The organism is Mesorhizobium abyssinicae (genome assembly GCF_049887195.1).
In the GTDB taxonomy this organism is placed as follows: Bacteria; Pseudomonadota; Alphaproteobacteria; order Rhizobiales; family Rhizobiaceae; genus Mesorhizobium; species Mesorhizobium abyssinicae.
In genome coordinates this window covers 87,110-111,675 of record NZ_JARAKC010000006.1, presented here as the reverse complement: position 1 = coordinate 111,675, position 24,566 = coordinate 87,110, and the positions used below count along the sequence as shown (strand labels likewise).

Here is a 24,566-nt window from a genome sequence, read left to right as displayed (position 1 = left end):
GCGCTCCCGCGGAAAGCGAAGTCCCGCAGGAGCGCAGTCGGTTGCCCTTTTAGGACGAACGCGAACTAAAGCAAGCCGGCTGCCGTCATCAGGTCGGTCACCTTCTTGGAGTTCAGCGTCGTCGGATCGACTTTCGGCGCCTGCAGGTCGGCCAGCGGCACCAGCTTGGGGTTGGACTCGGCGCCCTTGCCGACCGCGTATTCGAAGGAGGTGCCGTTCTTCAGCACGTCCTGGCCACCCTTGCCGGTCACCCATTTCAGGAACGCCTGGGCTTCCTTCGGATGCTTGCTCGAAGCCAGCACGCCGCCGCCGGAGATCGAGACGAAGGCGCCCGGATCCTGGTTCTTGAAATAGTGGAGCGCGATGTTCTTGCTGTTCTCGCCGGTCTTGGCCTGATCGCCGAAATAGTAATAATGGTAGATCACGCCGCCTTCGATCTCGCCGGCATTGACCGCCTTCATCACCGTGTTGTTGCCCTTGTAGGCGGTGAAGTTCTCCTTCATCGCCTTCAGCCAGTCGGCCGTGGCGGCCTCGCCCTTGAGCTGCAGCAGCGCGCTGACGATGGCCTGGAAATCGGCGCCCGAAGGCGACGCGGCCCAGCGGCCCTTCCAGCTCGGATCGGCAAGGTCGAGCAGCGACTTGGGCAACTGGTCTTCCTTGAGCTTGGTCTTGTCATAGGCAAAGACCGTGCTGCGGGCGGCGACGCCGACCCATTTGCCGGTGGCCGGCTGGTACTCCGGCGGCACCTGCGCCAGCGTCTCGGCGTCGACCGGCGCGAACAGGCCGGCAGCCTCGACGAGCGCCATGGCCGGCGAGTTTTCGGTCAGGAACACATCGGCCGGCGAGGCCGCGCCCTCGGCGACGATCTGGTTGGAGAAATCGCTGTCGCCGCCATTGCGCAGCGTCACCTTGATGCCGGTTTCCTTGGTGAAGCCTTTGGCCCATTCCTTCGCCAGGCTCTCGTGCTGGGCGTTGTAGACGACGATACCGGCATCATCTTCCGCCAGCGCCGGAGCCGCAAGCAGGCCGAGCGCCAGCGCCGTGGCGCCGGCAAGCGTGGAAAGGGCAAATCTCATGGGCGTCGTCCTCGATCTGATGGTCTTGGTTTGCACGGCTGCACCTACCAATACCTGATTAAGCTAGTCAACATTGCGGGCCTGCTTCATTCGGTCGCCGGGGCGCAACCTTTCGTGATTTTGCGGCACTTTGGCTTGGACATTATTTCGCTGGCCACGTAACAAATCAGCGCCGAGGCGCGAACATCGGGGGAGAAAACTCTTGTGACCGGCAACAACGAGGCCGAGCTTTCCCGGTTGCTCAAGGCCGCGATCGCGGGAGACGAAAGGGCTTACGCCGACTTTCTGACCCGGACGGCCGCTCTCGTGCGCGGCTTTGCCCGGCGCAAGATCGTTCAGGGCGGGGTCGACCCCGAGGATGTCGTGCAGGAAACCTTGCTGGCCATTCACGTCAAACGGCATACCTGGCGCCAGGACGCGCCGGTGCTGCCATGGATCTACGCCATTGCGCGCTTCAAGCTGATCGACGCCTTCCGGCGGCGCGGGCGGCGCATCGAGGTCGAGATCGACGAGATCGCCGAGACCTTCGCCGAGCCGGAAACGGAGACGGTGAGCGAACGCGACATCAACCGCGTGCTGGAGAGCCTGCCGCCGGCACAGCGTTCGGTGGTCTCGTCGGTGTCGGTCGAGGGCCGTTCGATCGGCGAGACGGCGGCGAAGTTCGGCATTACGGAGACGGCGGTCAGGGTGTCGCTGCATCGCGGCCTTGCCGCCATCGCCAAACGCTTCGGGCGGGAGTGACATGAGGACCGAAGATCTCATCAAGGCGCTCGACGCCGACGTCGGCAGCAAGGCGATGCCGCTCGGCTCCGCCTGGCGGATGGCCGTCGCCGTGGCGGCGGTGGTCGCGGCCGCCGTGTTCTGGCTGACCATCGGCCCGCGTCCGGACCTCATGGTCGCCATGCACACGATGCGTTTCCTGTCCAAATTCGTCTTCACCATCGCGCTCGGCGTCAGCGCGTTTGGCCTGATCAGGGCCCTGTCGAGCCCCGGCGCGCCGACGGCCAGGGCAACCGCCTGGATGGCGCTCGCGCCGGCATTGGTGGGCGTGGCGGTGATCCTCGAGCTTTTCGCGGTGCCCCGCGCCGAATGGGGCACGCGACTGGTCGGCTCCAACATGATGATCTGCATGGCGTTCATCCCGCTGATCGGCCTCGGGCCGCTCGCCGTCTTTCTTTGGGTGCTGCGCCATGGCGCCCCGACGCGGCCGGTGCTGGCGGGGGCGGTCGCAGGCCTGCTCGCCGGCGGGATTTCAGCGACCTTCTATGCCGCGCATTGCTTCGACGACTCGCCGCTTTTCGTCGCCACCTGGTATACGCTCGCGGTCGTCATCCTCACCGGTCTCGGCGCGCTTGGCGGCCGGTTTTTCGTGCGCTGGTAGCGGCGCATACCGATCCTTAATCATGCCGGCAATTGTTTGCCGGTTGGCATCGCCGCTTCCGTCCCCCATGCAACCTTTCCTTAAAATCGATCCGCGAGGGTTGCATCGACGTGCAATTGCGCATTGGGGTGGAACGCGTTGTGACGCGGTGGAATTGGAAGGGCCCGCGGGCCGGCAGATACGCGGCATTGATCCTGATGGCGGTTGGCCTTGTCGCCGCCGCGGCCTCGATGCTGTCGTCGCGCCTCGATCTCAGCGCCGAGACGCTCAAGCTCAGCCTGCAGGTATCGGACGCAATGATCGCGGCGTCGCTGTTCCTTGCCGCCTTCTTCATCCGCCAGATCGTCGACGACCGCCGCCAGATCGCCGAGAGCGAGCAGCGCTTCCGCCGCGCCATGGAGGATTCGGCGATCGGCGTCGCCATCGTCGGGCTCGACGGCCGCATCGTGCAGACCAATCCGGCCTTTGCCGCCATGCTCGACTACAGCCGCGAGGAAATCGAGGCGCTGACCTTTTTCCAGATCACCCATCCGGACGACCTGCAGATCGGCCGGGAAACCATGGTGAGCCTGAAGGAAGGCAAGATCGATTCATTTCACTTCGAAAAGCGATATCTCAAGAAGGACGGGACACCGGTCTGGGCGCAACTTGCCGGCTCGGTGATCCGCGACGCCGACAGCGGCCGGCCGCTCTACCTGGTGTCGCAGATCGAGGACATCGACGCCCGCAAGAAGTCCGAGGCGCGCATCGCGGAGGCCGAAACGCGCTGGAATTTCGCGCTGGCCAGCGCCGGTCAGGGCGTCTGGGACTTTGATCTGCGCAAGGGCGGCACCACCTATTCCGCCACCTGGGTGAAGTTGCTCGGTTATGCCGACGGCGAGCTGGACGGCGATCCCGATCGCTGGCTGACGATGATCCACCCGGATGACCGTGCGGTCGTGGCCGATGCCGATCGCGCTCATCTCGCCGGCGAGACGCCCTTTTTCGAGGCCGAGTACCGCATGCGCCACAAGGATGGCCGTTGGATATGGATCCTCGACCGCGGCAAGGCCCTGGAGCGTGACGGCGATGGGCGGCTGACCCGGGCCATCGGCAGCCTTACCGACATCACCCAGCGCAAGGAGGCCGAAGCGCGGCTCATCGTCTCGGCGGCGATGCTGGCCGACGAAAAGGAACGGCTGAAAGTGACGCTGCAGTCGATCGGCGACGCCGTCATCTGCACGGATGCGGCCAATCGCGTCACCTTCATGAACCCGGTCGCCGAAAAGCTGACCGGCGTCGCGGCCGGCGAGGCGCTCGGCAAGACGCTCGGCCATGTCTACTGGGCCGTCGACGAGGAAACTGGACAGCGGATCGGCGTGGCGCGGCCTTCGGCCGGCAGCCCGAGCCCCACCGACCAGAACAGCCGCGCCGTGCTTATCCGGCGCGACGACACGCGCTGCAGCATCCGCCAGGTGGTGTCGCCGATCATGAACGAGCGCGCCGAGTTCGGCGGGCTGGTCATCGTCTTCCAGGATTTCACCGATGCGCGCGCCCTGCAGCGCCAGCTCGCCCATGCGGCTGCGCATGACGCGCTCACCGGCCTTGCGAACCGCTCCAATTTCATCCGTGTCATGGAGGAGATGGTCGATCACGCCGGCAAAGCCGGCGCGACAGGATCCGCCGGCGACGGCGAGCATCAGTTCATGTTCATCGACCTCGATCATTTCAAGCAGGTCAACGACACCGGCGGTCACGCCGCCGGCGACGCCCTGCTGAAGCAGGTCGCCAATGCCATCCGTCGCGTGATTGGCCCCGATGACATCGTCGCCCGCCTCGGCGGCGACGAATTCGCCGTCATCCTGAAGTCAGGCTCGGCCGCCAGCGGCGAGATCGCGGCGCGCTCGATCATCGACGCGATCCGCGGCCTGAATTTCACCTGGGATGGCCGACCGCATTCGATCGGCGCCAGCATCGGGCTCGCCCCGATCCGCCCCGGCTGCGGCGCGGTGGACGAGATCATCGCGCGGGCCGACGCCGCCTGCTATGCCGCCAAGGCCGCCGGGCGAGGCTGCGTTTCCATGGCGCCGGACGAGGAAACCCAAGACGGACAGGCGGAAACGCCCAAGCCGTTCGCCGCGGCGTCCTGAGGAGCGCCGGGCTTTCAGGCAATCCGGCGGCCTGGAATTGCTAGCGCGTCGGGACCGGATGCTCGCCGCGATAATCGTAGAAGCCGCGGCCGGTCTTGCGGCCGAGCCAGCCGGCTTCGACATATTTCACCAGGAGCGGGCAGGGGCGGTATTTCGAATCCGACAGGCCCTCATGCAGCACCTGCATGATCGACAGGCACGTGTCCAGGCCGATGAAGTCTGCCAGCTGCAGCGGCCCCATCGGATGGTTCGCGCCGAGCTTCATGGCGGTGTCGATCGCGTCGACCGTGCCGACGCCCTCATAGAGCGTGTAGATCGCCTCGTTGATCATCGGCAGCAGGATGCGGTTGACGATGAAGGCGGGGAAATCCTCGGAGACGGTCACCGTCTTGTCGAGATGCCTCACATAGGCCTTGGCGGCCTCGAAGGTCTGGTCCTCGGTGGCGATGCCGCGCACCAGCTCGACCAGCTTCATCACCGGAACCGGGTTCATGAAATGTATGCCGATGAAGCGCTCAGGCCGGTCGGTCTGCGCGGCCAGCCGGGTGATCGAGATCGACGAGGTGTTCGTCGCCAGGATCGCCTCGGGGTTGAGCTGCGGGCAGAGCTGGGCGTAGATCTTGCGCTTGACCGTCTCGTCCTCGGTGGCCGCCTCGATCACCAGATCGGCGCCGGCCAGATCGGCCATCGCGGCGGCCGCCGAAATACGTCCCATCGCCTCGTTGCGGGCCTTCTCCTCGAGCTTGCCGGAGCCGACCTGGCGCGCCATGTTGCCGCTGATGGTGGCGATGCCCTTCTCGATGCGGTCGGGCGAAATATCGTAGATCAGCACCTTGTAACCGGATAGCGCCGAGACATGGGCGATGCCGCCACCCATCTGCCCCGCGCCGACGATGCCGATCGTCTCGATCTTGCTCATAACAGCGATCCCGTCGAAAAAGGCCTTTGCGGCCTGCTTTTTGTGCGGTGCAAACTAAAAGGGCGGGGCGACTTCGTCTACCCCGCCCTTCACAATTTAATACGCTTCCGCAGAGAGCGTCAAAGCGCCTTTTGCAGTTCCGGCAGGATGACGAAGAGATCGCCGACGAGGCCGTAGTCGGCGACCTGGAAGATCGGCGCCTCCTCGTCCTTGTTGATGGCGACGATGACCTTGGAATCCTTCATGCCGGCGAGGTGCTGGATGGCGCCGGAAATGCCGACGGCGATGTAGAGGTCGGGAGCGACCACCTTGCCGGTCTGGCCGACCTGCCAGTCATTCGGCGCGTAGCCGGCATCGACCGCGGCTCGGGAAGCGCCAACCGCGGCGCCGAGCTTGTCGGCGACCGGCAGGATGACCTCCTGGAACTTTTCCGAGGAACCAAGCGCGCGGCCGCCCGAGATGATGATCTTGGCCGAGGTCAGCTCCGGACGGTCGGTCTCGGAAAGCTTGTTCTCGACGAAGGAGGACAGACCCGGATTGGCCGCAGCGCTGACCGTCTCGACCGAAGCCGAGCCGCCCTCGGGCGCCGCCTGGAAGGAGGCGGTGCGCACGGTGATGACCTTCTTGGCGTCGGTTGCCTGCACCGTCTGGATGGCGTTGCCAGCATAGATCGGACGCTTGAAGGTGTCGGGCGAGACGACTTCGATGATCTCGGACACCTGCGCGACGTCGAGCAGGGCGGCGACGCGCGGCGCGACGTTCTTGCCCGCCGAGGTCGCCGGCGCAATGATCGTGTCATAGGAACCGGCGAGCGAAACCACGAGCGCGGCGAGCGGCTCGGCAAGGCGCTCGGACAGTTCGTCGGCCTCGGCGAGCAGCACCTTGCCGACGCCCTTGAGCTTGGCGGCGGCGTCGGCGGCAGCCTTGGCGCCCTTGCCGGCAACCAGCACATGCACGTCCGAACCGATCTGCAGCGCCGCCGACAGCGCCTTGGCGGTCTGGTCGGAAAGGCTGGCGTTGTCGTGTTCTGCGATTAGGAGAATAGCCATTTTCGTGTTCCTTTCCCGATCGCTTACAGCACGCCGGCTTCGTTCTTGAGCTTCTCGACCAGCTCGGCGACGCTCTTGACCTTGACGCCCGCCTTGCGGCCGCCGGGCTCCTCGGTCTTGATCACCTTGAGGCGCGGCTTGACGTCGGCGCCGTAATCGGCCGGGCTCTTCTCGTCGAGCGGCTTCTTCTTGGCCTTCATGATGTTGGGCAGCGAGGCGTAGCGCGGCTGGTTGAGGCGAAGGTCGGCGGTGACGATCGCCGGCATCTTCAGCTCCACCGTCTGCAGGCCGCCATCGACCTCGCGCGTCACCTTGGCATGATCGCCGGCGAGCTCGACCTTGGAGGCGAAGGTGCCCTGAGCCCAGCCAAGCAGGGCCGCCAGCATCTGGCCGGTCTGGTTGCTATCGTCGTCGATCGCCTGCTTGCCGAGGATGACGAGGCCGGGCTGCTCGGCGTCGACCACGCCCTTCAGCACCTTGGCGACACCGAGCGGCTCGGTTTGCTCTTCGGTCTTGACCAGGATGGCGCGGTCGGCGCCCATGGCCAGCGCGGTGCGCAGCGTTTCCTGCGCCTGCTGCGGGCCGATCGAGACGACGATGATCTCTTCCGCCTTGCCGCCTTCCTTCAGGCGGATCGCTTCCTCGACCGCGATCTCGTCGAACGGGTTCATCGCCATCTTCACATTGGCAAGCTCGACCGCCGAACCGTCCGACTTCACCCGGACCTTCACGTTGGCATCCACAACCCGCTTCACGGGCACAAGGATCTTCATTTTCCTGTCACCTCTTTCAAGATTTTGGGCGCGCTATAGCAGCGCGCGCCGGGTCAGAGTTGTCGAAAGCCGACATTCCAGACGGAATTCTGGACTTCATCCGCCGTTGCGGTGGCGTTTCCGTAGTGGCGGGAATCGGGCGCGTCAATATCCGCGACGCACTCAAATCGGTTCAGTCCTGGCTTGAAGCGGCTCCTCGACCCCACTGTGGCGCGGGCTGCGCCGCAGCTGGAGCGCTGGCGGCTGGTTCGGCCGGGACGGGCGCCTGCTCGACGTCTGGCGCAGGTTCGGGTTCCCCGTCCGCGCCGGCGAGCAGCGGCACGCCGCGGTTGCGCAGGACCAGCACCAGAACGGAGCCGGCGATGATACCGCCGATGTGGCAGGCCCAGGAGACCTGGTCCTCGCCGCCGGCGGCGAACATGACGATCTGGAAGACGATCCACAGGATCAGCGGGATGAAGGCCGGGATGCGCAAGGGAATGCGGGCAAAGGCGAGCACCCAGACCTTCACCCTTGGGTAGAGGATCAGATAGGCGGCGACGACGCCGGCAATGGCGCCGGAGGCGCCGATCAGCGGCACCTGCGAATCCCAGGCCACCAACCCTTGGAAGAAGGCGCCGGCAATGGCGCAGGCGAGGTAGAAGATCAAATAGCGGATATGGCCGAGGGCGTCCTCGACATTGTCGCCGAACACCCACAGGAACAGCATGTTGCCGCCGAGGTGGAAGATGTCGGCGTGCAGGAAGGAATAGGTCAGGTAGCTCAGGCTCTCCGGGATGACGACGAATTCGGGCGAAAGCTCGACCCTGTCATGGACGACGGAGGGGATGAAACCGAGGCCGAGCACCGCGGCATTGGTGAAATCCTCGCCGCCGAGCGTGGTGGCGAAATAGACGAGCACGTTGGCGACGATCAGGCCGATCGTCACATATTGCAGGTGGATGTGACGCAGCCTGTTGGTGTCGTATAGCGGGATGAACATGAGACCCTGGCCCTTCCGCTTCCACGTGGAGTCAGCGGTTCTTGCCGGGAACCCATAACACGTCGGCCTTTCCATTGTCATTGACCGCCCGGGCGGCGACGAACAGAAAGTCGGAGACGCGGTTGATGTACTTGATCGCCTCGCGGTTGACCGGCTCGCCGGGGTCCTGCGCCAGCGCCACCATGATCCGCTCGGCCCGCCGCGCCACCGTGCGGGCAAGGTGAAGTGCGGCCGCCGCCGGCGTGCCGCCGTTCAGCACGAAGGATTTGAGCGGCTGCAGCTCCTTGTTGAGGAGGTCGATGTCCTTCTCGACGCGATCGGTCTGCGAGGCGACGATACGCAACGGCTCATAGCCGAGCGGCTTGCCGTCATCCGGCACGGCGAGATCGGCGCCGAGATCGAAAAGGTCGTTCTGGATGCGCGACAGCATGGCGTCGATCGAGGGATGGCCGTCAACGGTGTGGATGCGGGCCATGCCGATGCAGGCATTGGCCTCGTCGACCGTGCCGTAGGCGTCGATGCGCAGGTCGGATTTCAGCCGCCGCTCGCCGGTGCCGAGGCCGGTGGTGCCGTCATCGCCGGTGCGGGTGTAGATCTTGTTGAGCTTGACCAAATGCGCCCTCCCGAGAGCAATTCCAGGAAAAGTGCGTAGCGGTTTTCCGTCCGGAATTGCGTCAAAACAAATAGATAGAGCGGGTCGGCGATTCTATGAAAAGCTGAACCGCTCGAACGACCGATACCCTCACTTGCGGGTGAAATACACCGCCAGCATGATCAGCACCAAGGCGATGAACTGCAACAGCACGCGCGCCTGCATCAGCTTGTTCGAGGTCATGCTGGAGCCGCCGCGCAACATGTTGATCAGGCCGCGGATCAGCACGAACACCACGGCGAGCATGACGAGGACGGCGAGGATATTGAAGACGGTTGCCATAGTCTGTTTCCAATCAGTTCCGTTCAGGCGCGTTTGGCAAGCAGGCGGTAGAGCATCGACGCCGGCAATATGCGTTTGAGGACCACGCCGATCCTGGCCGGCACCGTTACCACATAGTGTGGGCGCGGGCGCCGCGACAGAAGCGCATGGCGCAAGGCGGTGTGAACCACTTCTGGTCCGGGTTTCAGGCGCGAGACGCTGCCGCCGGCCCTCAGCCTCGCCAACTGCGCCTCATAGGCGGCGCGGTGGACGGAGTGCTCGTGGTCGATGTTCTTCAGGAACCAGAACAGCCCGTTAGAGGCGATCTTCGACGTCACCGGACCCGGCTCGATCAGCGAAACATGGATGCCGCTGCCCTCAAGCTCCTGGTGCAGGCACAGCATCAGGCCCTCCAGCGCATGCTTTGAGGCCGAATAGGCGCCGCGAAAGCGGACCGGCGTCAGGCCGAGGATGGAAGAGCAATGGACGAGCCGGCCATGGCCCTGGCGGCGCATCACCGGTACGATGCGGCGGGTGAGGTCGTGCCAGCCAAAGAGATTGGCCTCGAACTGCTCCTTCAACGCTGAAACCGGCAGGTCCTCGACGGCGCCCGGCTGCGCGTGGGCGCCGTTGTTGAACAACGCGTCTAGCCCTCCGCCGGTGCGCTCCAACACCGAGGCGACCAGCGCCTCGATCGAGGCCGGCTCGCGATAGTCGAGATAGAAGGTCTCGATGCCGTCGGCCTCGAGCGCGGCGATGTCGGCCGGCTTGCGCGCCGTCGCGAACACCCGCCAGCCTTCCGCCTTCAGCGCTCGCGCGCAATGGGCGCCGATGCCGGAAGAGGCGCCGGTGACGATGATGGTGCGCGGCGCGTTCACGGCGTGGTTTGACCTAGGGTTGCCATTTGCCGCATTCACTTCCCATATTCGCGGCGTCGAGACAATCGAAGGGAACGCGGTACGTGTTGCGGAAGATCGTCGCCCTGCGCCGCGTGCTCTATGACGCGATCGGTCATTTCAACGCCGATGACGGCTGGGCGATGGCCAGCCATCTGGCGATTACCTCGCTGATGGCGCTGTTTCCGTTCCTGATCTTCGCCACGACCCTGGCGAGCTTCCTCGGCGCGCAGGCCTTCGCCGACACCGCCGTGCACCTCGTCTTCGACACCTGGCCGGAGCAGATCGCCAAGCCGATCGCGCGCGAGGTGCTGAACGTGCTTACCGTGCGGCGCACCGACCTTTTGACCTACGGTGTGCTGCTTGCCGCCTATTTCGCCTCGAACGGCATCGAGGCGCTGCGCACCTCGCTCAACCGCGCCTATCGCGTGTCGGAAACGCGCGGCATCATCTATCGTCGCGTGCAGAGCATCATCTTCGTGCTGATCGCCACCGCCTGCTTCCTGGCGATCAGCGTGCTCCTGGTGTTCGCGCCGCTTTTGGCGCGGCTGGCCGAGGCCCATCTCGATTGGATCAGGCCCTATATGGGCACGATCACGCTATGGCGTTACGTCATCGCCTCGACGGTCATCGTCATCGGCCTGTTCTCGGTGCATTTCTGGCTGCCGGCGGGCAAGCGCCGCCTGCTTTCGATCGTGCCGGGCATCATCTTCACGCTCGCGGCATGGCTGATCGGCTCGACCATCTTCGCCACCTATCTCGACCATTTCTCGTCCTATGTGACGACCTATGCCGGCCTTGCCTCGATCATGATCGCGGTGGTCTTCCTCTACATCGTCTCGGCGATCTTCATCCTCGGCGGCGAACTCAATGCCGCGATCAGCCGCTATCTCGAGGCGCGCGCCCGCGTCAGTTGAGCCTGTTCCGGATCATGTCCTGGCCGCCGCGCGGTCGCCAGGCCGACGCCGAGCGTGGCGATCGCCATGCCGACGATCTGCAGCAGATTGAGATGCTCGCCGAACAGCGCCCAGGCGATGACCGCGGTGACCGCCGGGACCAGGTAGAACAGCGAGGCGACCTTCGACATCTCGCCGTCGCGGATCATCACCATCAACAGGAAGATGGCGCCGATCGAGAGCACCAGCACCAGCCAGGCCATGGCGAAGATCAGCTCGCCATTGAGGGTGACGGTGCGCGTCTCGAAGGCGAGCGAGGCGAGCGCCATCAGCGCGGCGCCGCCGACATACTGCCACATCGTCGCAGTCACCAGGTCGCCGCCGGAGGCGAAGCGTTTCTGCCAGACGGTGCCGGCGCTCATGGCCAGCACCGAGATCAGTGAGGCGGTCAGCGTGGCGGCGGTGACGCCGCCGCCAACGGCTCCGAGCTTCGGCCACAGCACGATGACGACGCCGACGAGCCCGACGGCGAGGCCCGTCCAATGGCGCGGCAGGATCGCCTCGCCGAGGAACTTGCCGGCAAGCACCGCCGTAATCAGCGGCTGCAGGCCGACGATCAGCGCCGAAAAGCCGGCGGGCATGCCCCTGTGGATCGCCCAGAACACGGCGCCGAGATAGACGCCGTGCATCAGCACGCCGGCAAGCGCGGCATGGCAGGCCTCGGCTCGACTCGCCCTCTTCGAGCCGAGCACGATCGTCAGAATTGCGAGCAGGATGGCGGCCAGGATGAAGCGCGCGGCGAGGAAGGTGAAGGGCTCGGCCCAGGGCATGGCATAGCGCGCGCCGATGAAGCCGGTCGCCCAAAGGACGACGAAAGAGGCGGGTATGAACCGCTTGATGCTGTGCATGTTCGGGGAAGGGCCCGTTGCTTCGTGAAGAGGTGACTAGCGAGATTGCTCTAATGCCGTTCAATCCGGCAATCAAAACGAAACGATTGATCCATAAGCTCATCCGAATTCAACATAGGGCGCCACGGCAACCGACAAGTTGTCGATGGATCAAGGGGCATGGCGTTCAGCGCGCCATGGGCAGGCATGCTTTTGCATCTCGACACGAGCTGGCTGCTGATGACGGTTGCGACCGTCGCCGTCTTCGGCTTCTTCTTCGGCACCGCGCTTGACGCCATCATGCAGGACGACGGCTTCGGCTCGACCGGCAACACGCTGCTGTTCACGGCCGGCTTCTTCCTCGCGGTGATCGTCGCCAATGAACACGGCATCAGCCTCAGGGACCTCAAGATCGCGGTCGCCTGGGGCCTGGGCGGCGCCTTCACCTTCATCAGCAGCATGGCGCTGATAAAGGCCGGCCTGGCGCGTTGGTGATATTCAGGTGAGGCCGGCCTGCGAACGGCAGGCTCCTGTGCCTGTACGGCGCCGTGCGTCCTGTTGGACGCGCTAAGGACGCCGTACCACTTATGCCAGGCGGCCTGACCTGAATCTCAGCATACCCACCTCGAAGAATCCTAGAGACCGACCAGCCGCCGGACGTCGTCCGGCGACGCGCCGGCTTGCCTGAGCGCGGCGAGGCCGGTGTCGCCAAGGCTCTTCGACAGCTTGCGGCCATCCGGGCCGAGCACCAGGCGATGGTGGAAATAGGCCGGCCGATCGAGGCCGAGCAGGTCCTGCAGCAGGCGCTGAACGCTGGTCGCCAGGAACAGGTCCTGGCCGCGCACCACCTGGCTGATGCCTTGCAGGGCGTCGTCGACGACGACGGCGAGGTGGTAGCTGGTCGGGATGTCGCGCCGCGCCAGGATCACGTCGCCCCAGTCCCGCGGCCGCGCCTCGATGCGCCGCGTGGCCCCGAGCGTCTCATCGCTGAATTCGGTCCACGACAGGTCGCTCGAGACACGCGCCATCGCCTTTTCGATATCCAGCCGCCAGGCGAAGGGGGCGTTCTCGGCGATCCGCCGCTGGCGTTCGCTGATGGGCAAGGCCTTGTCCATGGCGGGATAGAGCGGCACGCCATCGGGGTCGCGCGGCCAGTCGCGGCCGCGCTTGTCGCTGTCGGCGATATAGGCCCTGATCTCGCCACGGCTCATGAAGGCAGGGTAGACGAGCTCCTCGCCGACCAGCCGGTCGAGCACCGCCTGGTATTCGGCGAAATGGTCGGACTGGCGACGCACGGGCCGCTCCCACTCCAGCCCCAGCCATTCCAGGTCGCGATAGATGCCGGCTTCGAATTCCGGCGTGCAGCGCGTCGTGTCGATGTCCTCGATGCGCAGCAGCAGACGCCCACCCGCCGTCTCCGCCAGCCTCTGGTTGAGCAGCGCCGAATAGGCGTGGCCGAGATGCAGGTCGCCATTCGGGCTCGGCGCGAAGCGGAATGTCAGCAGCGTCATCTCTTTGGCGGCAATCGGGTTGTGCGGCGCTTTCGCCGGTTGCTACTTTGCACGGCCATCAATTGCCACTTCGTGCGCGTCCTGGAAACAAGCAAACATGCAACGCATCGCCAGTCTCGACGACATCGCGCAAGGGCTGGACGCGCTCTGCCGGCTCGACCCGCGGCTGGAGAAGGTGCGCGGCATGGCGGGCGAGGTGCCGCTCAGGCTTTCCGAGCCTGGGTTCAGGAGCCTGGCCTCGATCATCGTCTCGCAGCAGGTGTCGCGCGCCAGCGCAGACGCGATCTTCGGCCGGCTGGTGCGGCTGCTCGATCCGCTGACGCCGGAGGCGGTGCTTGCCGCCGGCGAGGACATCTTTCGCGAGGTCGGGCTGTCGCGGCCGAAGCAGCGCGGCCTGATCGCTGTCGCCAGCGCTGTCGCCGAAGGTCTCGACCTCCATCATCTTTGCCGGCTCGATGCCAATGAGGCGATCACGGCGATGACGGCGGTGCCCGGCATCGGGCCGTGGACGGCGGAATGCTACCTGCTGTTCGCCGCCGGCCATCCCGACGTCTTCCCGGCGCGGGACGTCGCGCTGCAGAGCGCGGTCGGCCACGCGCTGGGCATCGACCCGCGTCCGCCGGAGAAAACGCTTATCCGCCTCGCCGAATCATGGAGCCCGTGGCGAGGTGTCGCGTCGCGGCTTTTCTGGGCCTACTACCGTGAGACGCGGGCAGGGACGCCGCGCCACCGGCGTAAATCCGTAAAAAAGCCCTAAAATCATGCGTTTTTGACATTTCGGGCGCGCGACAATCCGCTTCACATCCCTGTCATGTCGGGCTTACAGTATCCGCGCCGATCGGTTACGGCGGCGCGCATCCGGTTGGATGCGAAAAAGACGCCGTAAGACTTTTGAAGTTGCGCATGATCCTTTCGATTTTCGGGGTTATGCGCGGAGCCAAGGAGGTCAACGACGTGACGGTTGCCGTATCTCCGGATGGGCTTCCAGCACTGGTGCTGAACGCGGACTACCGTCCGCTCAGCTATTACCCGCTGTCGCTCTGGTCATGGCAGGATGCCATCAAGGCGGTGTTCCTCGACCGGGTGAACATCGTCGCCGAGTACGAGCATGCCGTCTCCTCGCCGACCTTCTCGATGAAGCTGCCCAGCGTCGTCAGCCTGAAGGCCTATGTGAAGCCGTCGAGGCATCCGGCCTTCACCCGCTTCAACGTCTTCCTGCGCGACCGTTTCCAGTGCCAGTATTGCGGCACGCCTGACGACTTGACCTTCGATCATGTCATCCCGCGCCATCGCGGCGGCGCCACGACCTGGGAGAATGTCGTTGCCGCCTGCTCGCCCTGCAACCTCAGGAAGGGCGGCATGATGCCGGCGCATGCCAAGATGTGGCCGCTGCAAAAGCCCTATCAGCCGACGGTGCACGACCTGCACAACAACGGCCGCCTGTTCCCGCCCAACCATCTGCACGAAAGCTGGATGGATTATCTGTACTGGGATGTCGAACTGGAGCCTTAGAGTTCGGCACAAATCCGCGAGCCCGGCCGTCTGCCGCAGCTTTCTGCGCTTCCGGTGCTCACGTACTTAAGTACGCTCCGCTCCGGTTCTCGAAAGCCGCACCAGCCAATCCGGGCTGGCGAATTTCTGGACGAACTCCGTGTTGCGCCCTTCCATCGGGGTCAATCCCGCGCGAACGCGCTGCGAAAGGCGACAGCGGCGAGGATGAAGCTGGCGATGGCGTTCCAGCCGGCCAGCGACAGGCCGAGGATGCGCAGCGCCGCCTTGTCGCAGGAGGGCGGTACGAACTTGTCGAGCGCGTCGAGCACGCCCTTGCCGCCGGTGTCGACCGGGCCGGCGCCGGCGGTGCAGTCTGCCGGGCCTTGCCACCAGGCCCATTCGACGCCGGAGTGATAGACGCCGAGATAGAGGCCGTAGAGCATCAGCAGGCCGCCGAGGCCAAGCAGGCCGCGCGTCAGCCACGCCGGCGCCTTGAGCAGCGAGGCGATCACCGCCAGCAGCATCAACGGCGCGCCGATGTAGTAGGGGGTGCGCTGCTCCAGGCAGAGATGGCAGGGGATGTAGCCGCCAATGTATTGGAAGGCGAGTGCCGAGCCGACGGTGGCGGCCATGGCGACGGCGAGAAACAGCGCCGCGCGCGTCCGCTGGCGTCCGGTGTCGGCATTCATGATCGCTGTCATCGATGGTGGTCCGTTGGCTTGGTCGCTAGAGCATGATGCCGAAAAGTGTGAAGCGGTTTTCGGGCGACATCATGCTCTATCTCTTTGCTTTAGGGCCGGATTCAGATTTCAGGTCGATTCGACCTGAAATCATCCGGCTCTAGATTTGTTTTGACGCAATTCCGGACGGAAAACCGCTACGCACCTTTCCTGGAATTGCGCTAGGCGTGGGCGTATCTGACGAGGATATAGAGCAAAATAAGGGCAGCGGCGCCGGCGCCGACGATCATGCCGAGGCGCTTCTCGATGAACTCCTTGATCGATTCGCCATAGCGGCGTAGCAGCCAGGCCAAGAGCAGGAAGCGGGCGCCGCGCGCGACGATGGCAAGGCCGATGAAAAGCAGCAGATTGACGCCGATGACGCCGGACAGGATCGTCACCACCTTGATCGGCGGCAAATGGGCGGCGCCCGAGGTGATCAGCATCAGGATGATGAAGCCGATGCCGGAAGAAGTCCGCAATGCCTCGAACTCGTCGTACTTGCCGTAGAATTCGAGGATCGGCTTGGCCACCGCCTCATAGGCGTAGTGGCCGATGAACCAGCCGAAAATGCCACCCAGCACCGAGGCGATGGTGGCGATCAAAGCATAGCGGTAGGCGCGCTCCGGTTTCGACAACGCCATCGGCAGATAAAGCACGTCGGCCGGCACCAGGAAGACGGAACTCTCGACGAAGGCGATGAAGGCCAGCCACCATTCGGCCGATTTGCGCGCCGCCAGCGAGAGCGTCCAGTCGTAAAGTCCGCGAAGCATCGGCTCTCCTGTGATTTCGCCGCCCTTCAAGCTCTGCGCCCAGCATGTCGGGCGACATGCATCGGCGCGCCGCTTGTCTAGAAAGATTTTCCGCGCCGCACAATGGCAGCACCTTCACGAAACCGAAAGGTGAAGTTTGGTCGCGGGCAAGATGCGGATCGGGAAACTCGCCAGTTGACGAACAGGCCCGCAACCGTATAGTCCGCGCCCATCCAGGCCGCCCGGCCTGAGCCCCTATGGCGGAATTGGTAGACGCGCTCGACTCAAAATCGAGTTCCGCAAGGAGTGCTGGTTCGATCCCGGCTAGGGGCACCATTTGAGCGCTTGGAAGCTAATAAATCAAACAGTTTCAATGGTTTGTCGTTCCTCTGAGGTACATCAAGAGGAACAGGAATGGGTACGGTGTCAGAGAAGTATCTTCAGCGCAGGCGAAGCAGGAAGACCGGCAGCACCTCTTACCGCTACAGGCGCGCGGTCGATGTCAAGTTGAAGGGCGTCCTTGGGAAGGGCGAGATCGTGTTGCCGCTGGGGAAGACCCTCGCAGCGGCCATGAAGGAGTTCCCGAAGGTTCATCGCCGCGTTGAGGAGGAACTGGCCAAGGCATGGCGATCTCTCAAAAGCGACGCAACCAAGGGAAGCGTTCAGACACCGCGCGAGGCTTTTGATGAGGGGCTGAAGCAGCTCCGGGAATGGGGCGTCAATCCGTATGAGGGCAGCGACCCCGACGACCCGGACGACTTGGCCGAATGGATCAAGCGGGACGTTCTGGCTGAGGGCATCGCGGCGAAGTATCGCCCAGCGAAGGTCTACGACATGGGCCTAAATGCTCCTGACCACCCTGAAGGCGTATCCCCTGCCGATACCGAACTGGTGAGGCTGCTCATGAGCAGCGAGACACCTAAGCCGCCGGCGACTACCTTGGAAGACGCCAAGCGGCTTTACCTCAAGGACCGCTTTGCGTTGAACGAGCCGAAACCGCTGGAACGCAAGAAGGACGAGCAGCGGGCCGAGCGCGCGGTAAGAGCCATCGCGAAGGCCCTCGACACCCAACCGGACAAGATCGCGGTCACCAGCATCACCCGTGAGCAGGCGCGGAAGGTTCAGGACTTCATACGGGGCGAGGTCAGGAGTAAGTCGACTGTCGACCGCTACCTGAATGACATACGCGCCATCATCCACCACGCCATCAGAGAAGTGAGCGAGCTTCACGGGCTGACGAACCATTTCACAGGATTGCCGGTGCTGGGGTCCGGGCGCGGCGGCGATACGACCGAGAAGAACAAGAGGCTGCCCTTCACCAAGGGCGAAGTGAGGCAGATCAGGCGCCGGCTAGCGGCCAGTTCCAAGCAGCCCGACTTGCTGTTGATCTGGAGGATGTTGGAGGGCACTGGTTGCCGGCTTGCCGAGGTCACTGGATTGCGTGTTGCCGACGTCAAGACGGACGAGCCGATGCCGTACATCGAGGTCGAGTGGCACGAGGACAGGCGCGTCAAAACTGACCCGTCAAGGCGTCGGGTGCCCCTGATAGGCGACGCACTTGAGGCAGCCAAAGAAGCCCTCCAGCGCACCAAGGGACCGATGCTGTTCCTACGCTACGGCGTCGAGGGTGGGAACACGAAGGCGTCTGCCGCGCTGATGAAGCACGTCCGGGAGGTCACCGAGAACCCTAAGAAGGTTACACACTCCCTCCGACACAACATGGAAGACGCGCTTGATCTCGCCGAGGTGGACACGCAGGACCAGAACCTGATCCTTGGGCACACGATGGGCGGCATGGCTGAGCGATACGGCGGGCCTGAGAGACGACTTGAGGTCGCTACGCGAGCGATGCGGCGGGCGCTCCTAGGAACCGCGTGATGGCCTTGCCGTGCCGGGTTGAGAGCGCGACAACCTTCGAGCCCTATTGGTCGTCCAAGCCCCTTCCAAAAGGGCAATTGGCCGGCGGGGCTCATGGGGTCCAAACTCGTGACAGCCCGGCCGGTCGTGAAGAATTACTGCATCTGAACCTGCACGGTTCGACGACGGAAGATCAGCCAGCCGAGGCTACACGCCAGCCCGACGTTCAGCAGCGCCAAACCAACGAGAGTTGCTAGCGTGCCGTGAGCGCCCACATGCTCCAACAATAACGCTCCGACAGACGGTGCTGCTGCCTGAGCAATCAAGCTGGGCATGGCAAGTCGCCCCATCAGTCTCGCGTAGCCCGAAGGGACTGTTTGCTGGTGGGGTTCTTGTTGTGATGGTATTCTGGTCCTCAAGGGACAGGCCCGGTCGACCGCGATTGTGGTCAACTCGGGCACCACGCTTGGGAGGAACCTCGCGATGGCGCGTTTTGCCCACCTTGCCCTCGCCTTCGCCTTGGGATTGTCGCCTGGAATTGCACTGGCTGGGGAGCCTTTCGTCCCGAGCTGGATCAAAAACGATCCCGCGGCCAAGAAGGTGGCCATCGAGATCGTTGCCGACTGGAACCAGATCGAGCGGTACCGCAGGGACAACATCCGGACCGACATCATCGACTTCAACGGCTACTGGGGCGGCAATCTCACGATCATCGTGCCGGAAGACTGGTCGGTGCAGATCGATTTCATCAATGGCTCCTCGAATTTCTGGCACGGCCTGATGGTGACCAGGGTCTATGCCCAGTCGGAGATGCCAGTGAAGTTGAAGGCCGAGGATGCGATCTGGGGAGCGTACACCACCCCGCTGGAGGGGATCAAAATCAATGAGAAGCGACAGCTCAACTTTGTTGCGCAGCAGACAGGCAGCTATTTCCTCGCCTGTCCGAGACAGACACACCTGATGGACGGACACTGGATCGGTTTCGAGGTGAGAAGCGAACTCGAGCGGGCCGCGGCAATCGTCGATGAAAATCAGTTTCCGCAGGAGCAGCCCCCGGGACGTCCATAGATCCGCGCGAGCAGGCCTGAGCCATGGCGTCGTGATGGATCTGCCGCAGCCTGACCGGGCACCGTTGACGGCGGTTTGAGCAGCGGGGACCGGGTGGGGGGCTTGGGGTTGGTCCCCGCTGCCTTGAGCTGCCTTCGCGGGTGGCAGCACAACCAAATGGCGACTGAGCAATGACAGGACCCTGACAGGCGAGCCTTGGGGGGCCTGTCAGTCTTACGACGGCTGATGCCGCCCGAGGCCAGCCGGGCGGATGTCTCAAGGTGCGGCCGGGGACGGAGCTTCAAAACGTTGCGACTTCCGTAACCCCAACCGCACACCTGGCCTGACGTACGTGCCCACCCGGTGACGGGTGCCCACCCAATGACCCCAGCGTCAAGCGACAGGTCATTTGTAGCCTATATGGACCGCCGCCAAATCGCCCGCTTGAGCTAGCGCGGATAGACAATTCGGGTCAGCGGGCCTCACCGCGGTAAAAGGAGGGGGCCGGAATGCCCCGGTGCGGGCAAGATCTGCGGCCGGCAAAACCTACCGCTCCGTGAAAGCACGCGCGAAGGAATCGAGCATCGGCCTGGCGAGATACTCGAAAAAGGTCCGATTGCCGGTGTTGATGAACGCCTCGACCGGCGTTCCCGGATAAAGCTGTTCCGCTTTCACCCCGGGCGGCAGCTGGTCGGCAATCTTCAGCCTGGCGCGGAAATAGGGCTCGTGCGTCGCCTGGTCGATCAGCCGATCAGCGGAAATCTGCATCACGGCGGCCGAGACCTCCGGCGTCAGCCGCGTGTTCAAGGCCGCCAATCGGAGCTTCGCCGGCTGGCCGACACGCACCTCGTCGATGTCCTTCGGCCGCAGCTTGGCATCGACGATCAGGCCCGACGCGGTGGGCAGGATCTCCATGATCTTTTCGCCGGGGGCGATCACGCTGCCCGTGGAATTATAGGTCGACGACACCACGATGCCCGCCGCCGGCGCCTTGATCGTCGTGCGCCGAAGCACCGCCTCGGCGGCGCGCATCTGTTCCTCGATGTCGGCCAGATTGGTGCGAACCTCGTCCAGCTTGGTGAGGGCCTCCTCGACGCGCTGCGTGGTCGCCCGCTCGATCTGCTGCTCGGCTTCGACGATCTGCGTGTTGGCCGCCGCGAGATTGGCTTCCAGCGCTCCGGCCTGGCCGACGAGATCGGCCTGCGAGCGCAGAAGCTGCGAATATTCGGTGCGATTGGTGAGGCCCTGGTCCAGCAGGCTGGTCTTGATGCCAAGCTCCTTCTTCACCACCTCGGCCTGTTGTTGAACGGCCTGCTTTTGGGCGTTCAAGCCAATGACGGACTGGCGATGCATGGCGACACGCTGGGCGAGGATCGCTTGCTCCGAGCGGAAGCGGGCGAGCCTGGCGGCGAATTCCTTCCGCTGTTCCCGCACCAGATTTTCGAAATCCTGCTGGAACGGCGCCGGCGCGGCGCCGGAGATCGGCGCCAGCCCGTCCAGCCCGTCGCGCTCGGCCTCCAGCCGTGCTGCACTTGCTCTGAGCGCGATCGACTGTCTCGTCAGCCGGTTAAGGTCGGCCTGCGCAGCCGTTCGATCAAGCAGGATCAGCGGTTCACCCTGCTCAACGCGGTCGCCTTCATGGACCAGCAACTGATTGATGATGCCGCCCTCGGAATGCTGGATGAGGATGTTGCCGCCGGTCGCCGCGATCGTGCCCTGCGTGATCACCGCGCCGGCGAGCGGCGCGCTCACGGCCCAATAGCCGAAGCAGCCGGCCAGCAGCGCTATCGCCGCGTAGCCGGTCAAGGCCACGCGCCGGAAGTCGGTGCGGGGCTGCCCTTCGAGGATGAGGTTCCCGACGGCCATGGCTAGGACCCGAAGCGGATGCTGTGCGGACGGATCGTCGGCGCGAAGGATCCGGTCACCACCGTGTTCGGCTGTGCGGCCGGGCCCTTGCCGGTCACCGGCTGCCGCAGCACCTCGCCGCTCGGACCAAAAGCTTCGATCACGCCGCCGCGCAAAAGCATCACGCGGTCGCAGGCCGCGGCGATCGAAGGGCGATGCGTGATCACGATCGTCGTCACGCCGGCCGCCCGCGCTGCGGCAAGCACCGCCTCGAGCGCCATCTCGCCGCTGCCGTCGAGATGGGTGCTGGGCTCGTCCAGCACGAGGATGCGGGGATGGCCGTAGAAGGCGCGCGCCAGTCCGATCCGCTGGCGCTCGCCGCCCGACAGCGTCCTGTCTGTTGGACCGACCGCGGTCTGGTAGCCGTCGCGCAGCCCCAGGATAAGCTCATGCGCCCCGGCGCGCCCTGCCGCCTCGATGATCGCCGGGTCGGCCGCTTCAGCGTCGAAGCGGGCGACATTGTCTCCGATCGTTCCGGGAAAAAGCTCCACCTCCTGCGCCAGATAGCCGATGTGCCGGCCGACCTGGTTTTCGTCCCAGGTCCTGAGGTCGGCGCCGTCGATCCGCACCGAGCCGCCGGTCGGCTGAGCGGCACCGACAAGCAATCGCGCCAGCGTGGATTTGCCGGCGCCGCTCGGGCCGACGATGGCGACCGCTTCGCCGGCGCCGATCTGGAAGTTCAGCCGCTTGAGGATGGGCTCCGCGCCCAGCGGGGTATTGGGCGCGATGAAGAAAACATCCTGCGCGGAGATCGCGCCGGAGGGATCGGGCAGGGTGAGCTTGCGCGCTTTCGCCGGATGCGCCGCAAGCGCTGTCGCCAGCCGCTTCCACGCCCGCCTGGCGTCGACGATCTGCCGCCAGGATCCGATCAACTGGTCGAGCGGCTGCAGCGCGCGCGACGACACCAGCGAGGAGGCGAAGATCATGCCGGCCGTCATCTGCCCCTGCAGCACCAGCCAGGCGCCGGCGCCGAGGATCGCCAGCTGCAGCACCATGCGCAGCGCCCGCGACGCGCCGCTGAAAATCGCGTTGGCGCTCGAGGAGCGGTCATGCAGGACGAGCGCTTCCCCGACGTGCCGTCCCCAGACCCGGGCGGCGTTCTCGATCATGCCCATGGCGCGCAGCGTTTCGGCATTGCGCTCGAAGGCCTGCTCGGCCCGGCTGGCGAGCGCCGAGCGCTCGGCGGACAAGGCATCGTTCCTGCCGATGGCGAGCTGGTTCGCCACCACCAGGAGAAGCAAAAGCACGGCGCCGGCGAGCGTCAGCCAGAACAGCACCGGATGGATGAGATAGAGCAGAGCGAGGAAGGCGGGCGCGAAGGGAAGGTCGAACAGCACCGCCACGCCGCGCGACCTGATGAAGGCGCAGACCGAGGCAAGATCGCGCAGCGGCGACAGGCCGCCAGCATATCTGGCGCCGAGCGAGGCGGCGAATGTGCTTGCGCCCAGCTTCCGGTCGACGGTGGCTGCAATGCGCTGCGAGTAGATGGCGCGGACGGCGTCCAGGAAGCCGAGGAAGGCGAGCGCGAGAACGGCGATCACCGACAGGTAGGCAAGCGTCTCGACGCTGGAGGAGGGCAGTACGCGGTCATAGACCTGCAGCAAATAGAGCGGGATGACCAACAGCAGGATGTTGATCAGCAGCGAGAACAGGCCGACATCGGCGACGGCGCGCATGAACACCGCACGAAGGCTCGAGCTTGCGGTCGCTCCTGCATCGTGCGATCGCTCACGATCCCGGGACATGGCGCCGGTCCGCCTAGACAGTGTGTTCGCCTGTCGTGCTCAGGTGGCTCTGCTGCAAATCGTCCAGCGTGTAGGCGCGGATATAGTCGATCTTCATTTCGGCCGGCGTGGCGAGATGGTCCGGCGGTGCGCCGGCCTGACCGCCGATCGCGAGATCGACCAGCATGTACATCGGCTTGTTCATGTCGGACGGCGTCGCCACCTCCGCCACCTGCACGCCGTCATAGGTCCAAACCAGCTTGTCCGGGGTCCACAACAGGCCGTAGGTGTGGAAGCCGTCGGTGTCGGATACATTCACCGTCGACCCGACCTTGGTGTGGGTCCCCGTCTGATTTGTGTGCGCGGTCATCAGCAGCGAATTCGGGCTCTGGCCGTACATTTCCACCACGTCCAGCTCCGGCGGCCACGAGCCGTCTTCCGGAAGCAGCCAGAAGGCCGGCCAGGCGCCGGTGTTTTCCGGCAGGTCGGCCCGCATTTCGAAATAGCCATAGGTCTGCGAGAAGGTGTCGTGCGTCGTCAGGATGCCGGAGGTGTATTCATAGTTGTTGATCAGCGGCTTGATGTCGGCCGGCGCCTGTGCGGCGGTGATCGTCAGCACGCCGTTGTTGATGCTGAACGGATGGACCGAGCTCGTCGGGGCGTAGTCGGCGTCGATATACCATTGCAGCTCGTTGTTCTGGGTGAGCGTGCTGCCGTTCGGCTGCCCCCACCAGAAATTGGTATCCCAGGTGCCGCCTTGGCTGTTGTGAAGGCTGAGCGTGTTGAAATTGTCGGAGAAGGACAACGTCATGCCGGACTTGTCGATCGGCAGATCGAACTGGCCGGCCGACAGCTTGTCGACGGTGGTGTTGTTGAACACCAGCACCTCATCCGATCCAAGGTTGAGCAGGAGGTTCGCTCCCACCTGGCTCATGTGCGCCTTGACGTCGTCGAACGACATGAAGTCGTAGCCGTTGAGGCGGACGGTGTCGTCGGCGCCGAAATCGGTGATCAGGTCGCTGCCATTGCCCTTGGTGATGATGAACGTGTCGGCGCCGCCGCCGCCGATCAGGACATCGTTGCCCTTGCCGCCGTCAAACGTCTGGCTGCTGGTGCCGCCCTTGATGATGTTGTCGAGCGCATTTCCGAAGGCATATTTGTTGGCGCCGGTGACGACCAGGTTCTCGAAATTGTCGGGGAGCTTGTAGCTCATCCAGGTGTCGATCGTGTCGATGCCCTGCCCAGGCAGCTCGACGGCCCGGTTGATCGTCGAATAGAGGTGGTAATAGTCGTCGCCAGCGCCGCCATACATGGTGACGTTGACGCTGGTGTCGCCCCAGAACGAATCGTTGCCGGACGTGCCGCGCAGCTCCGGTCCGGCTCCGGTTGCGGAGTACCAATGGGTGGAAGCGCCGGTGTAGGGAAGGGGAATGCCTTTGGCGTTGACGACACTGGTCATCGGACGATCCTTCCTCGGAATGCCGGCCTGTTCGAGCCGCTCGATGGGAGTTCAAGCGACCGCTTACGGACCAACGTTGTAGTTGAAATTATCGTTCCAAGGAATGACCATATAGTACAGGGAAAATTGTCATTTCCGCCGATTAAATCTTTCGGCCGAAGAGAATGAGGAATCGCTAATACAATTAAAACGTGAAGCCG

23 protein-coding genes, 1 tRNA gene and 1 pseudogene are annotated in these 24,566 nt (G+C 64.4%); 10 read left to right on the top strand and 15 right to left on the bottom strand.

Translation table 11 applies throughout. The features are described 5' to 3' along the window. Nucleotides 1-65: 65 nt before the first annotated feature. Nucleotides 66-1,076 carry an iron ABC transporter substrate-binding protein gene (locus tag PU724_RS15385; RefSeq protein ID WP_128272528.1) on the bottom strand — a complete coding sequence of 337 codons (1,011 nt, stop codon included), beginning with the start codon at nucleotides 1,074-1,076 and terminating at the stop codon, nucleotides 66-68. Nucleotides 1,077-1,280: 204 nt separating this feature from the next. Between PU724_RS15385 and PU724_RS15380 the strand changes: the two genes are divergently transcribed. The 3 genes from PU724_RS15380 (at nucleotide 1,281) to PU724_RS15370 (ending at nucleotide 4,586) form a co-directional block, all read left to right on the top strand. Next, nucleotides 1,281-1,817, top strand: a complete 537-nt coding sequence (locus PU724_RS15380; protein WP_127284440.1) for a sigma-70 family RNA polymerase sigma factor — start codon at nucleotides 1,281-1,283, stop codon at nucleotides 1,815-1,817. 1 nt (nucleotide 1,818) lies between these two features. Continuing rightward, nucleotides 1,819-2,457 carry an NrsF family protein gene (locus PU724_RS15375; protein ID WP_354420010.1) on the top strand — a complete coding sequence of 213 codons (639 nt, stop codon included), beginning with the start codon at nucleotides 1,819-1,821 and terminating at the stop codon, nucleotides 2,455-2,457. Between the two features lie 197 nt (nucleotides 2,458-2,654). Beyond that, nucleotides 2,655-4,586: a PAS domain S-box protein gene (locus tag PU724_RS15370; RefSeq protein WP_426213320.1), complete on the top strand. Its 1,932-nt coding sequence runs from the start codon at nucleotides 2,655-2,657 to the stop codon at nucleotides 4,584-4,586. A 40-nt stretch (nucleotides 4,587-4,626) separates the two neighbouring features. On the opposite strand, the gene PU724_RS15365 is transcribed toward PU724_RS15370, so the two are convergent. The 7 genes from PU724_RS15365 to PU724_RS15335 form a co-directional block, all read right to left on the bottom strand. Further along, nucleotides 4,627-5,505, bottom strand: coding sequence for a 3-hydroxybutyryl-CoA dehydrogenase (locus tag PU724_RS15365; protein ID WP_127284361.1), 879 nt, complete (start codon nucleotides 5,503-5,505; stop codon nucleotides 4,627-4,629). A 119-nt stretch (nucleotides 5,506-5,624) separates the two neighbouring features. Next, nucleotides 5,625-6,554, bottom strand: a complete 930-nt coding sequence (locus PU724_RS15360) for an electron transfer flavoprotein subunit alpha/FixB family protein (protein WP_127284362.1) — start codon at nucleotides 6,552-6,554, stop codon at nucleotides 5,625-5,627. 23 nt (nucleotides 6,555-6,577) lie between these two features. Further along, a complete protein-coding gene (locus PU724_RS15355; protein WP_127393210.1) occupies nucleotides 6,578-7,327 on the bottom strand; it encodes an electron transfer flavoprotein subunit beta/FixA family protein in 750 nt (249 codons plus the stop codon). 172 nt (nucleotides 7,328-7,499) lie between these two features. After that, on the bottom strand, nucleotides 7,500-8,309 hold the full coding sequence (locus PU724_RS15350) for a rhomboid family intramembrane serine protease (RefSeq protein ID WP_127393211.1): 810 nt from the start codon (nucleotides 8,307-8,309) through the stop codon (nucleotides 7,500-7,502). Nucleotides 8,310-8,340: 31 nt separating this feature from the next. Then, the gene (locus PU724_RS15345) at nucleotides 8,341-8,922 is read right to left on the bottom strand and encodes a cob(I)yrinic acid a,c-diamide adenosyltransferase (protein ID WP_127284365.1); all 582 of its coding nucleotides are present in this window, start codon (nucleotides 8,920-8,922) and stop codon (nucleotides 8,341-8,343) included. Between the two features lie 129 nt (nucleotides 8,923-9,051). Further along, nucleotides 9,052-9,243: a twin transmembrane helix small protein gene (locus PU724_RS15340; RefSeq protein ID WP_126058117.1), complete on the bottom strand. Its 192-nt coding sequence runs from the start codon at nucleotides 9,241-9,243 to the stop codon at nucleotides 9,052-9,054. 23 nt (nucleotides 9,244-9,266) lie between these two features. Beyond that, nucleotides 9,267-10,100 carry an SDR family oxidoreductase gene (locus PU724_RS15335; RefSeq protein WP_127284366.1) on the bottom strand — a complete coding sequence of 278 codons (834 nt, stop codon included), beginning with the start codon at nucleotides 10,098-10,100 and terminating at the stop codon, nucleotides 9,267-9,269. A gap of 83 nt (nucleotides 10,101-10,183) precedes the next feature. Between PU724_RS15335 and PU724_RS15330 the strand changes: the two genes are divergently transcribed. Continuing rightward, nucleotides 10,184-11,035 carry a YihY/virulence factor BrkB family protein gene (locus tag PU724_RS15330; protein ID WP_354420004.1) on the top strand — a complete coding sequence of 284 codons (852 nt, stop codon included), beginning with the start codon at nucleotides 10,184-10,186 and terminating at the stop codon, nucleotides 11,033-11,035. Here the strand turns inward: PU724_RS15330 and PU724_RS15325 are convergent. After that, the gene (locus tag PU724_RS15325; RefSeq protein WP_354420002.1) at nucleotides 11,005-11,922 is read right to left on the bottom strand and encodes a DMT family transporter; all 918 of its coding nucleotides are present in this window, start codon (nucleotides 11,920-11,922) and stop codon (nucleotides 11,005-11,007) included. The genes PU724_RS15330 and PU724_RS15325 overlap by 31 nt on opposite strands. 159 nt (nucleotides 11,923-12,081) lie before the next feature. On the opposite strand from PU724_RS15325, the gene PU724_RS15320 reads away from it, so the two are divergent. Next, complete coding sequence (locus PU724_RS15320; RefSeq protein WP_245493400.1) at nucleotides 12,082-12,396, top strand: hypothetical protein; 315 nt, start codon at nucleotides 12,082-12,084, stop codon at nucleotides 12,394-12,396. Between the two features lie 140 nt (nucleotides 12,397-12,536). Here the strand turns inward: PU724_RS15320 and gluQRS are convergent, their stop codons facing one another. Then, the gene (gene gluQRS / locus PU724_RS15315) at nucleotides 12,537-13,412 is read right to left on the bottom strand and encodes a tRNA glutamyl-Q(34) synthetase GluQRS (protein ID WP_354420000.1); all 876 of its coding nucleotides are present in this window, start codon (nucleotides 13,410-13,412) and stop codon (nucleotides 12,537-12,539) included. 97 nt (nucleotides 13,413-13,509) lie between these two features. Between gluQRS and PU724_RS15310 the strand changes: the two are divergent. After that, nucleotides 13,510-14,150: pseudogene (locus PU724_RS15310) on the top strand (DNA-3-methyladenine glycosylase family protein). 216 nt (nucleotides 14,151-14,366) lie between these two features. After that, entirely contained in the window at nucleotides 14,367-14,924 is a 558-nt protein-coding gene (locus PU724_RS15305; RefSeq protein WP_010911702.1) for an HNH endonuclease, read from the top strand. A gap of 161 nt (nucleotides 14,925-15,085) precedes the next feature. Here the strand turns inward: PU724_RS15305 and PU724_RS15300 are convergent, their stop codons facing one another. Together PU724_RS15300 and PU724_RS15295 are read right to left on the bottom strand one after the other, a co-directional pair. Then, complete coding sequence (locus tag PU724_RS15300) at nucleotides 15,086-15,604, bottom strand: disulfide bond formation protein B (RefSeq protein WP_127284371.1); 519 nt, start codon at nucleotides 15,602-15,604, stop codon at nucleotides 15,086-15,088. A gap of 200 nt (nucleotides 15,605-15,804) precedes the next feature. After that, nucleotides 15,805-16,395, bottom strand: a complete 591-nt coding sequence (locus tag PU724_RS15295) for a YqaA family protein (RefSeq protein WP_354419998.1) — start codon at nucleotides 16,393-16,395, stop codon at nucleotides 15,805-15,807. Nucleotides 16,396-16,625: 230 nt separating this feature from the next. Between PU724_RS15295 and PU724_RS15290 the strand changes: the two genes are divergently transcribed. The 3 genes from PU724_RS15290 (at nucleotide 16,626) to PU724_RS15280 (ending at nucleotide 19,299) form a co-directional block, all read left to right on the top strand. Then, nucleotides 16,626-16,710, top strand: a tRNA-Leu gene (locus tag PU724_RS15290). 78 nt (nucleotides 16,711-16,788) lie between these two features. Beyond that, nucleotides 16,789-18,252 carry a tyrosine-type recombinase/integrase gene (locus tag PU724_RS15285; protein ID WP_354419996.1) on the top strand — a complete coding sequence of 488 codons (1,464 nt, stop codon included), beginning with the start codon at nucleotides 16,789-16,791 and terminating at the stop codon, nucleotides 18,250-18,252. 462 nt (nucleotides 18,253-18,714) lie between these two features. Next, nucleotides 18,715-19,299, top strand: coding sequence for a sulfocyanin-like copper-binding protein (locus PU724_RS15280; RefSeq protein ID WP_354419992.1), 585 nt, complete (start codon nucleotides 18,715-18,717; stop codon nucleotides 19,297-19,299). Between the two features lie 525 nt (nucleotides 19,300-19,824). Here the strand turns inward: PU724_RS15280 and PU724_RS15275 are convergent. From PU724_RS15275 to eglC, 3 genes are all read right to left on the bottom strand, one after another. After that, complete coding sequence (locus PU724_RS15275) at nucleotides 19,825-21,144, bottom strand: HlyD family type I secretion periplasmic adaptor subunit (RefSeq protein WP_354419990.1); 1,320 nt, start codon at nucleotides 21,142-21,144, stop codon at nucleotides 19,825-19,827. 2 nt (nucleotides 21,145-21,146) lie between these two features. Next, nucleotides 21,147-22,859, bottom strand: a complete 1,713-nt coding sequence (locus tag PU724_RS15270; RefSeq protein WP_426213317.1) for a type I secretion system permease/ATPase — start codon at nucleotides 22,857-22,859, stop codon at nucleotides 21,147-21,149. 82 nt (nucleotides 22,860-22,941) lie between these two features. Continuing rightward, nucleotides 22,942-24,366, bottom strand: coding sequence for an endo-1,3-1,4-beta-glycanase EglC (gene eglC, locus PU724_RS15265; RefSeq protein ID WP_354419986.1), 1,425 nt, complete (start codon nucleotides 24,364-24,366; stop codon nucleotides 22,942-22,944). Between the last annotated feature and the right edge of the window lie 200 nt (nucleotides 24,367-24,566).

Bases quoted from the DNA above. Each gene is read 5' to 3' on its own strand.
- PU724_RS15360 (WP_127284362.1), bottom strand. From the start codon at position 6,554: ATGGCTATTCTCCTAATCGCAGAACACGACAACGCCAGCCTTTCCGAC.
- PU724_RS15320 (WP_245493400.1), top strand. From the start codon at position 12,082: ATGGCGTTCAGCGCGCCATGGGCAGGCATGCTTTTGCATCTCGACACG.
- PU724_RS15350 (WP_127393211.1), bottom strand. From the start codon at position 8,309: ATGTTCATCCCGCTATACGACACCAACAGGCTGCGTCACATCCACCTG.
- PU724_RS15355 (WP_127393210.1), bottom strand. From the start codon at position 7,327: ATGAAGATCCTTGTGCCCGTGAAGCGGGTTGTGGATGCCAACGTGAAG.
- PU724_RS15365 (WP_127284361.1), bottom strand. From the start codon at position 5,505: ATGAGCAAGATCGAGACGATCGGCATCGTCGGCGCGGGGCAGATGGGT.
- PU724_RS15275 (WP_354419990.1), bottom strand. From the start codon at position 21,144: ATGGCCGTCGGGAACCTCATCCTCGAAGGGCAGCCCCGCACCGACTTC.
- PU724_RS15285 (WP_354419996.1), top strand. From the start codon at position 16,789: ATGGGTACGGTGTCAGAGAAGTATCTTCAGCGCAGGCGAAGCAGGAAG.
- PU724_RS15280 (WP_354419992.1), top strand. From the start codon at position 18,715: ATGGCGCGTTTTGCCCACCTTGCCCTCGCCTTCGCCTTGGGATTGTCG.
- PU724_RS15325 (WP_354420002.1), bottom strand. From the start codon at position 11,922: ATGCACAGCATCAAGCGGTTCATACCCGCCTCTTTCGTCGTCCTTTGG.
- PU724_RS15370 (WP_426213320.1), top strand. From the start codon at position 2,655: ATGGCGGTTGGCCTTGTCGCCGCCGCGGCCTCGATGCTGTCGTCGCGC.
- PU724_RS15385 (WP_128272528.1), bottom strand. From the start codon at position 1,076: ATGAGATTTGCCCTTTCCACGCTTGCCGGCGCCACGGCGCTGGCGCTC.
- PU724_RS15375 (WP_354420010.1), top strand. From the start codon at position 1,819: ATGAGGACCGAAGATCTCATCAAGGCGCTCGACGCCGACGTCGGCAGC.
- PU724_RS15340 (WP_126058117.1), bottom strand. From the start codon at position 9,243: ATGGCAACCGTCTTCAATATCCTCGCCGTCCTCGTCATGCTCGCCGTG.
- PU724_RS15270 (WP_426213317.1), bottom strand. From the start codon at position 22,859: ATGCGCGCCGTCGCCGATGTCGGCCTGTTCTCGCTGCTGATCAACATC.
- eglC (WP_354419986.1), bottom strand. From the start codon at position 24,366: ATGACCAGTGTCGTCAACGCCAAAGGCATTCCCCTTCCCTACACCGGC.
- PU724_RS15295 (WP_354419998.1), bottom strand. From the start codon at position 16,395: ATGCTTCGCGGACTTTACGACTGGACGCTCTCGCTGGCGGCGCGCAAA.
- PU724_RS15300 (WP_127284371.1), bottom strand. From the start codon at position 15,604: ATGACAGCGATCATGAATGCCGACACCGGACGCCAGCGGACGCGCGCG.
- gluQRS (WP_354420000.1), bottom strand. From the start codon at position 13,412: ATGACGCTGCTGACATTCCGCTTCGCGCCGAGCCCGAATGGCGACCTG.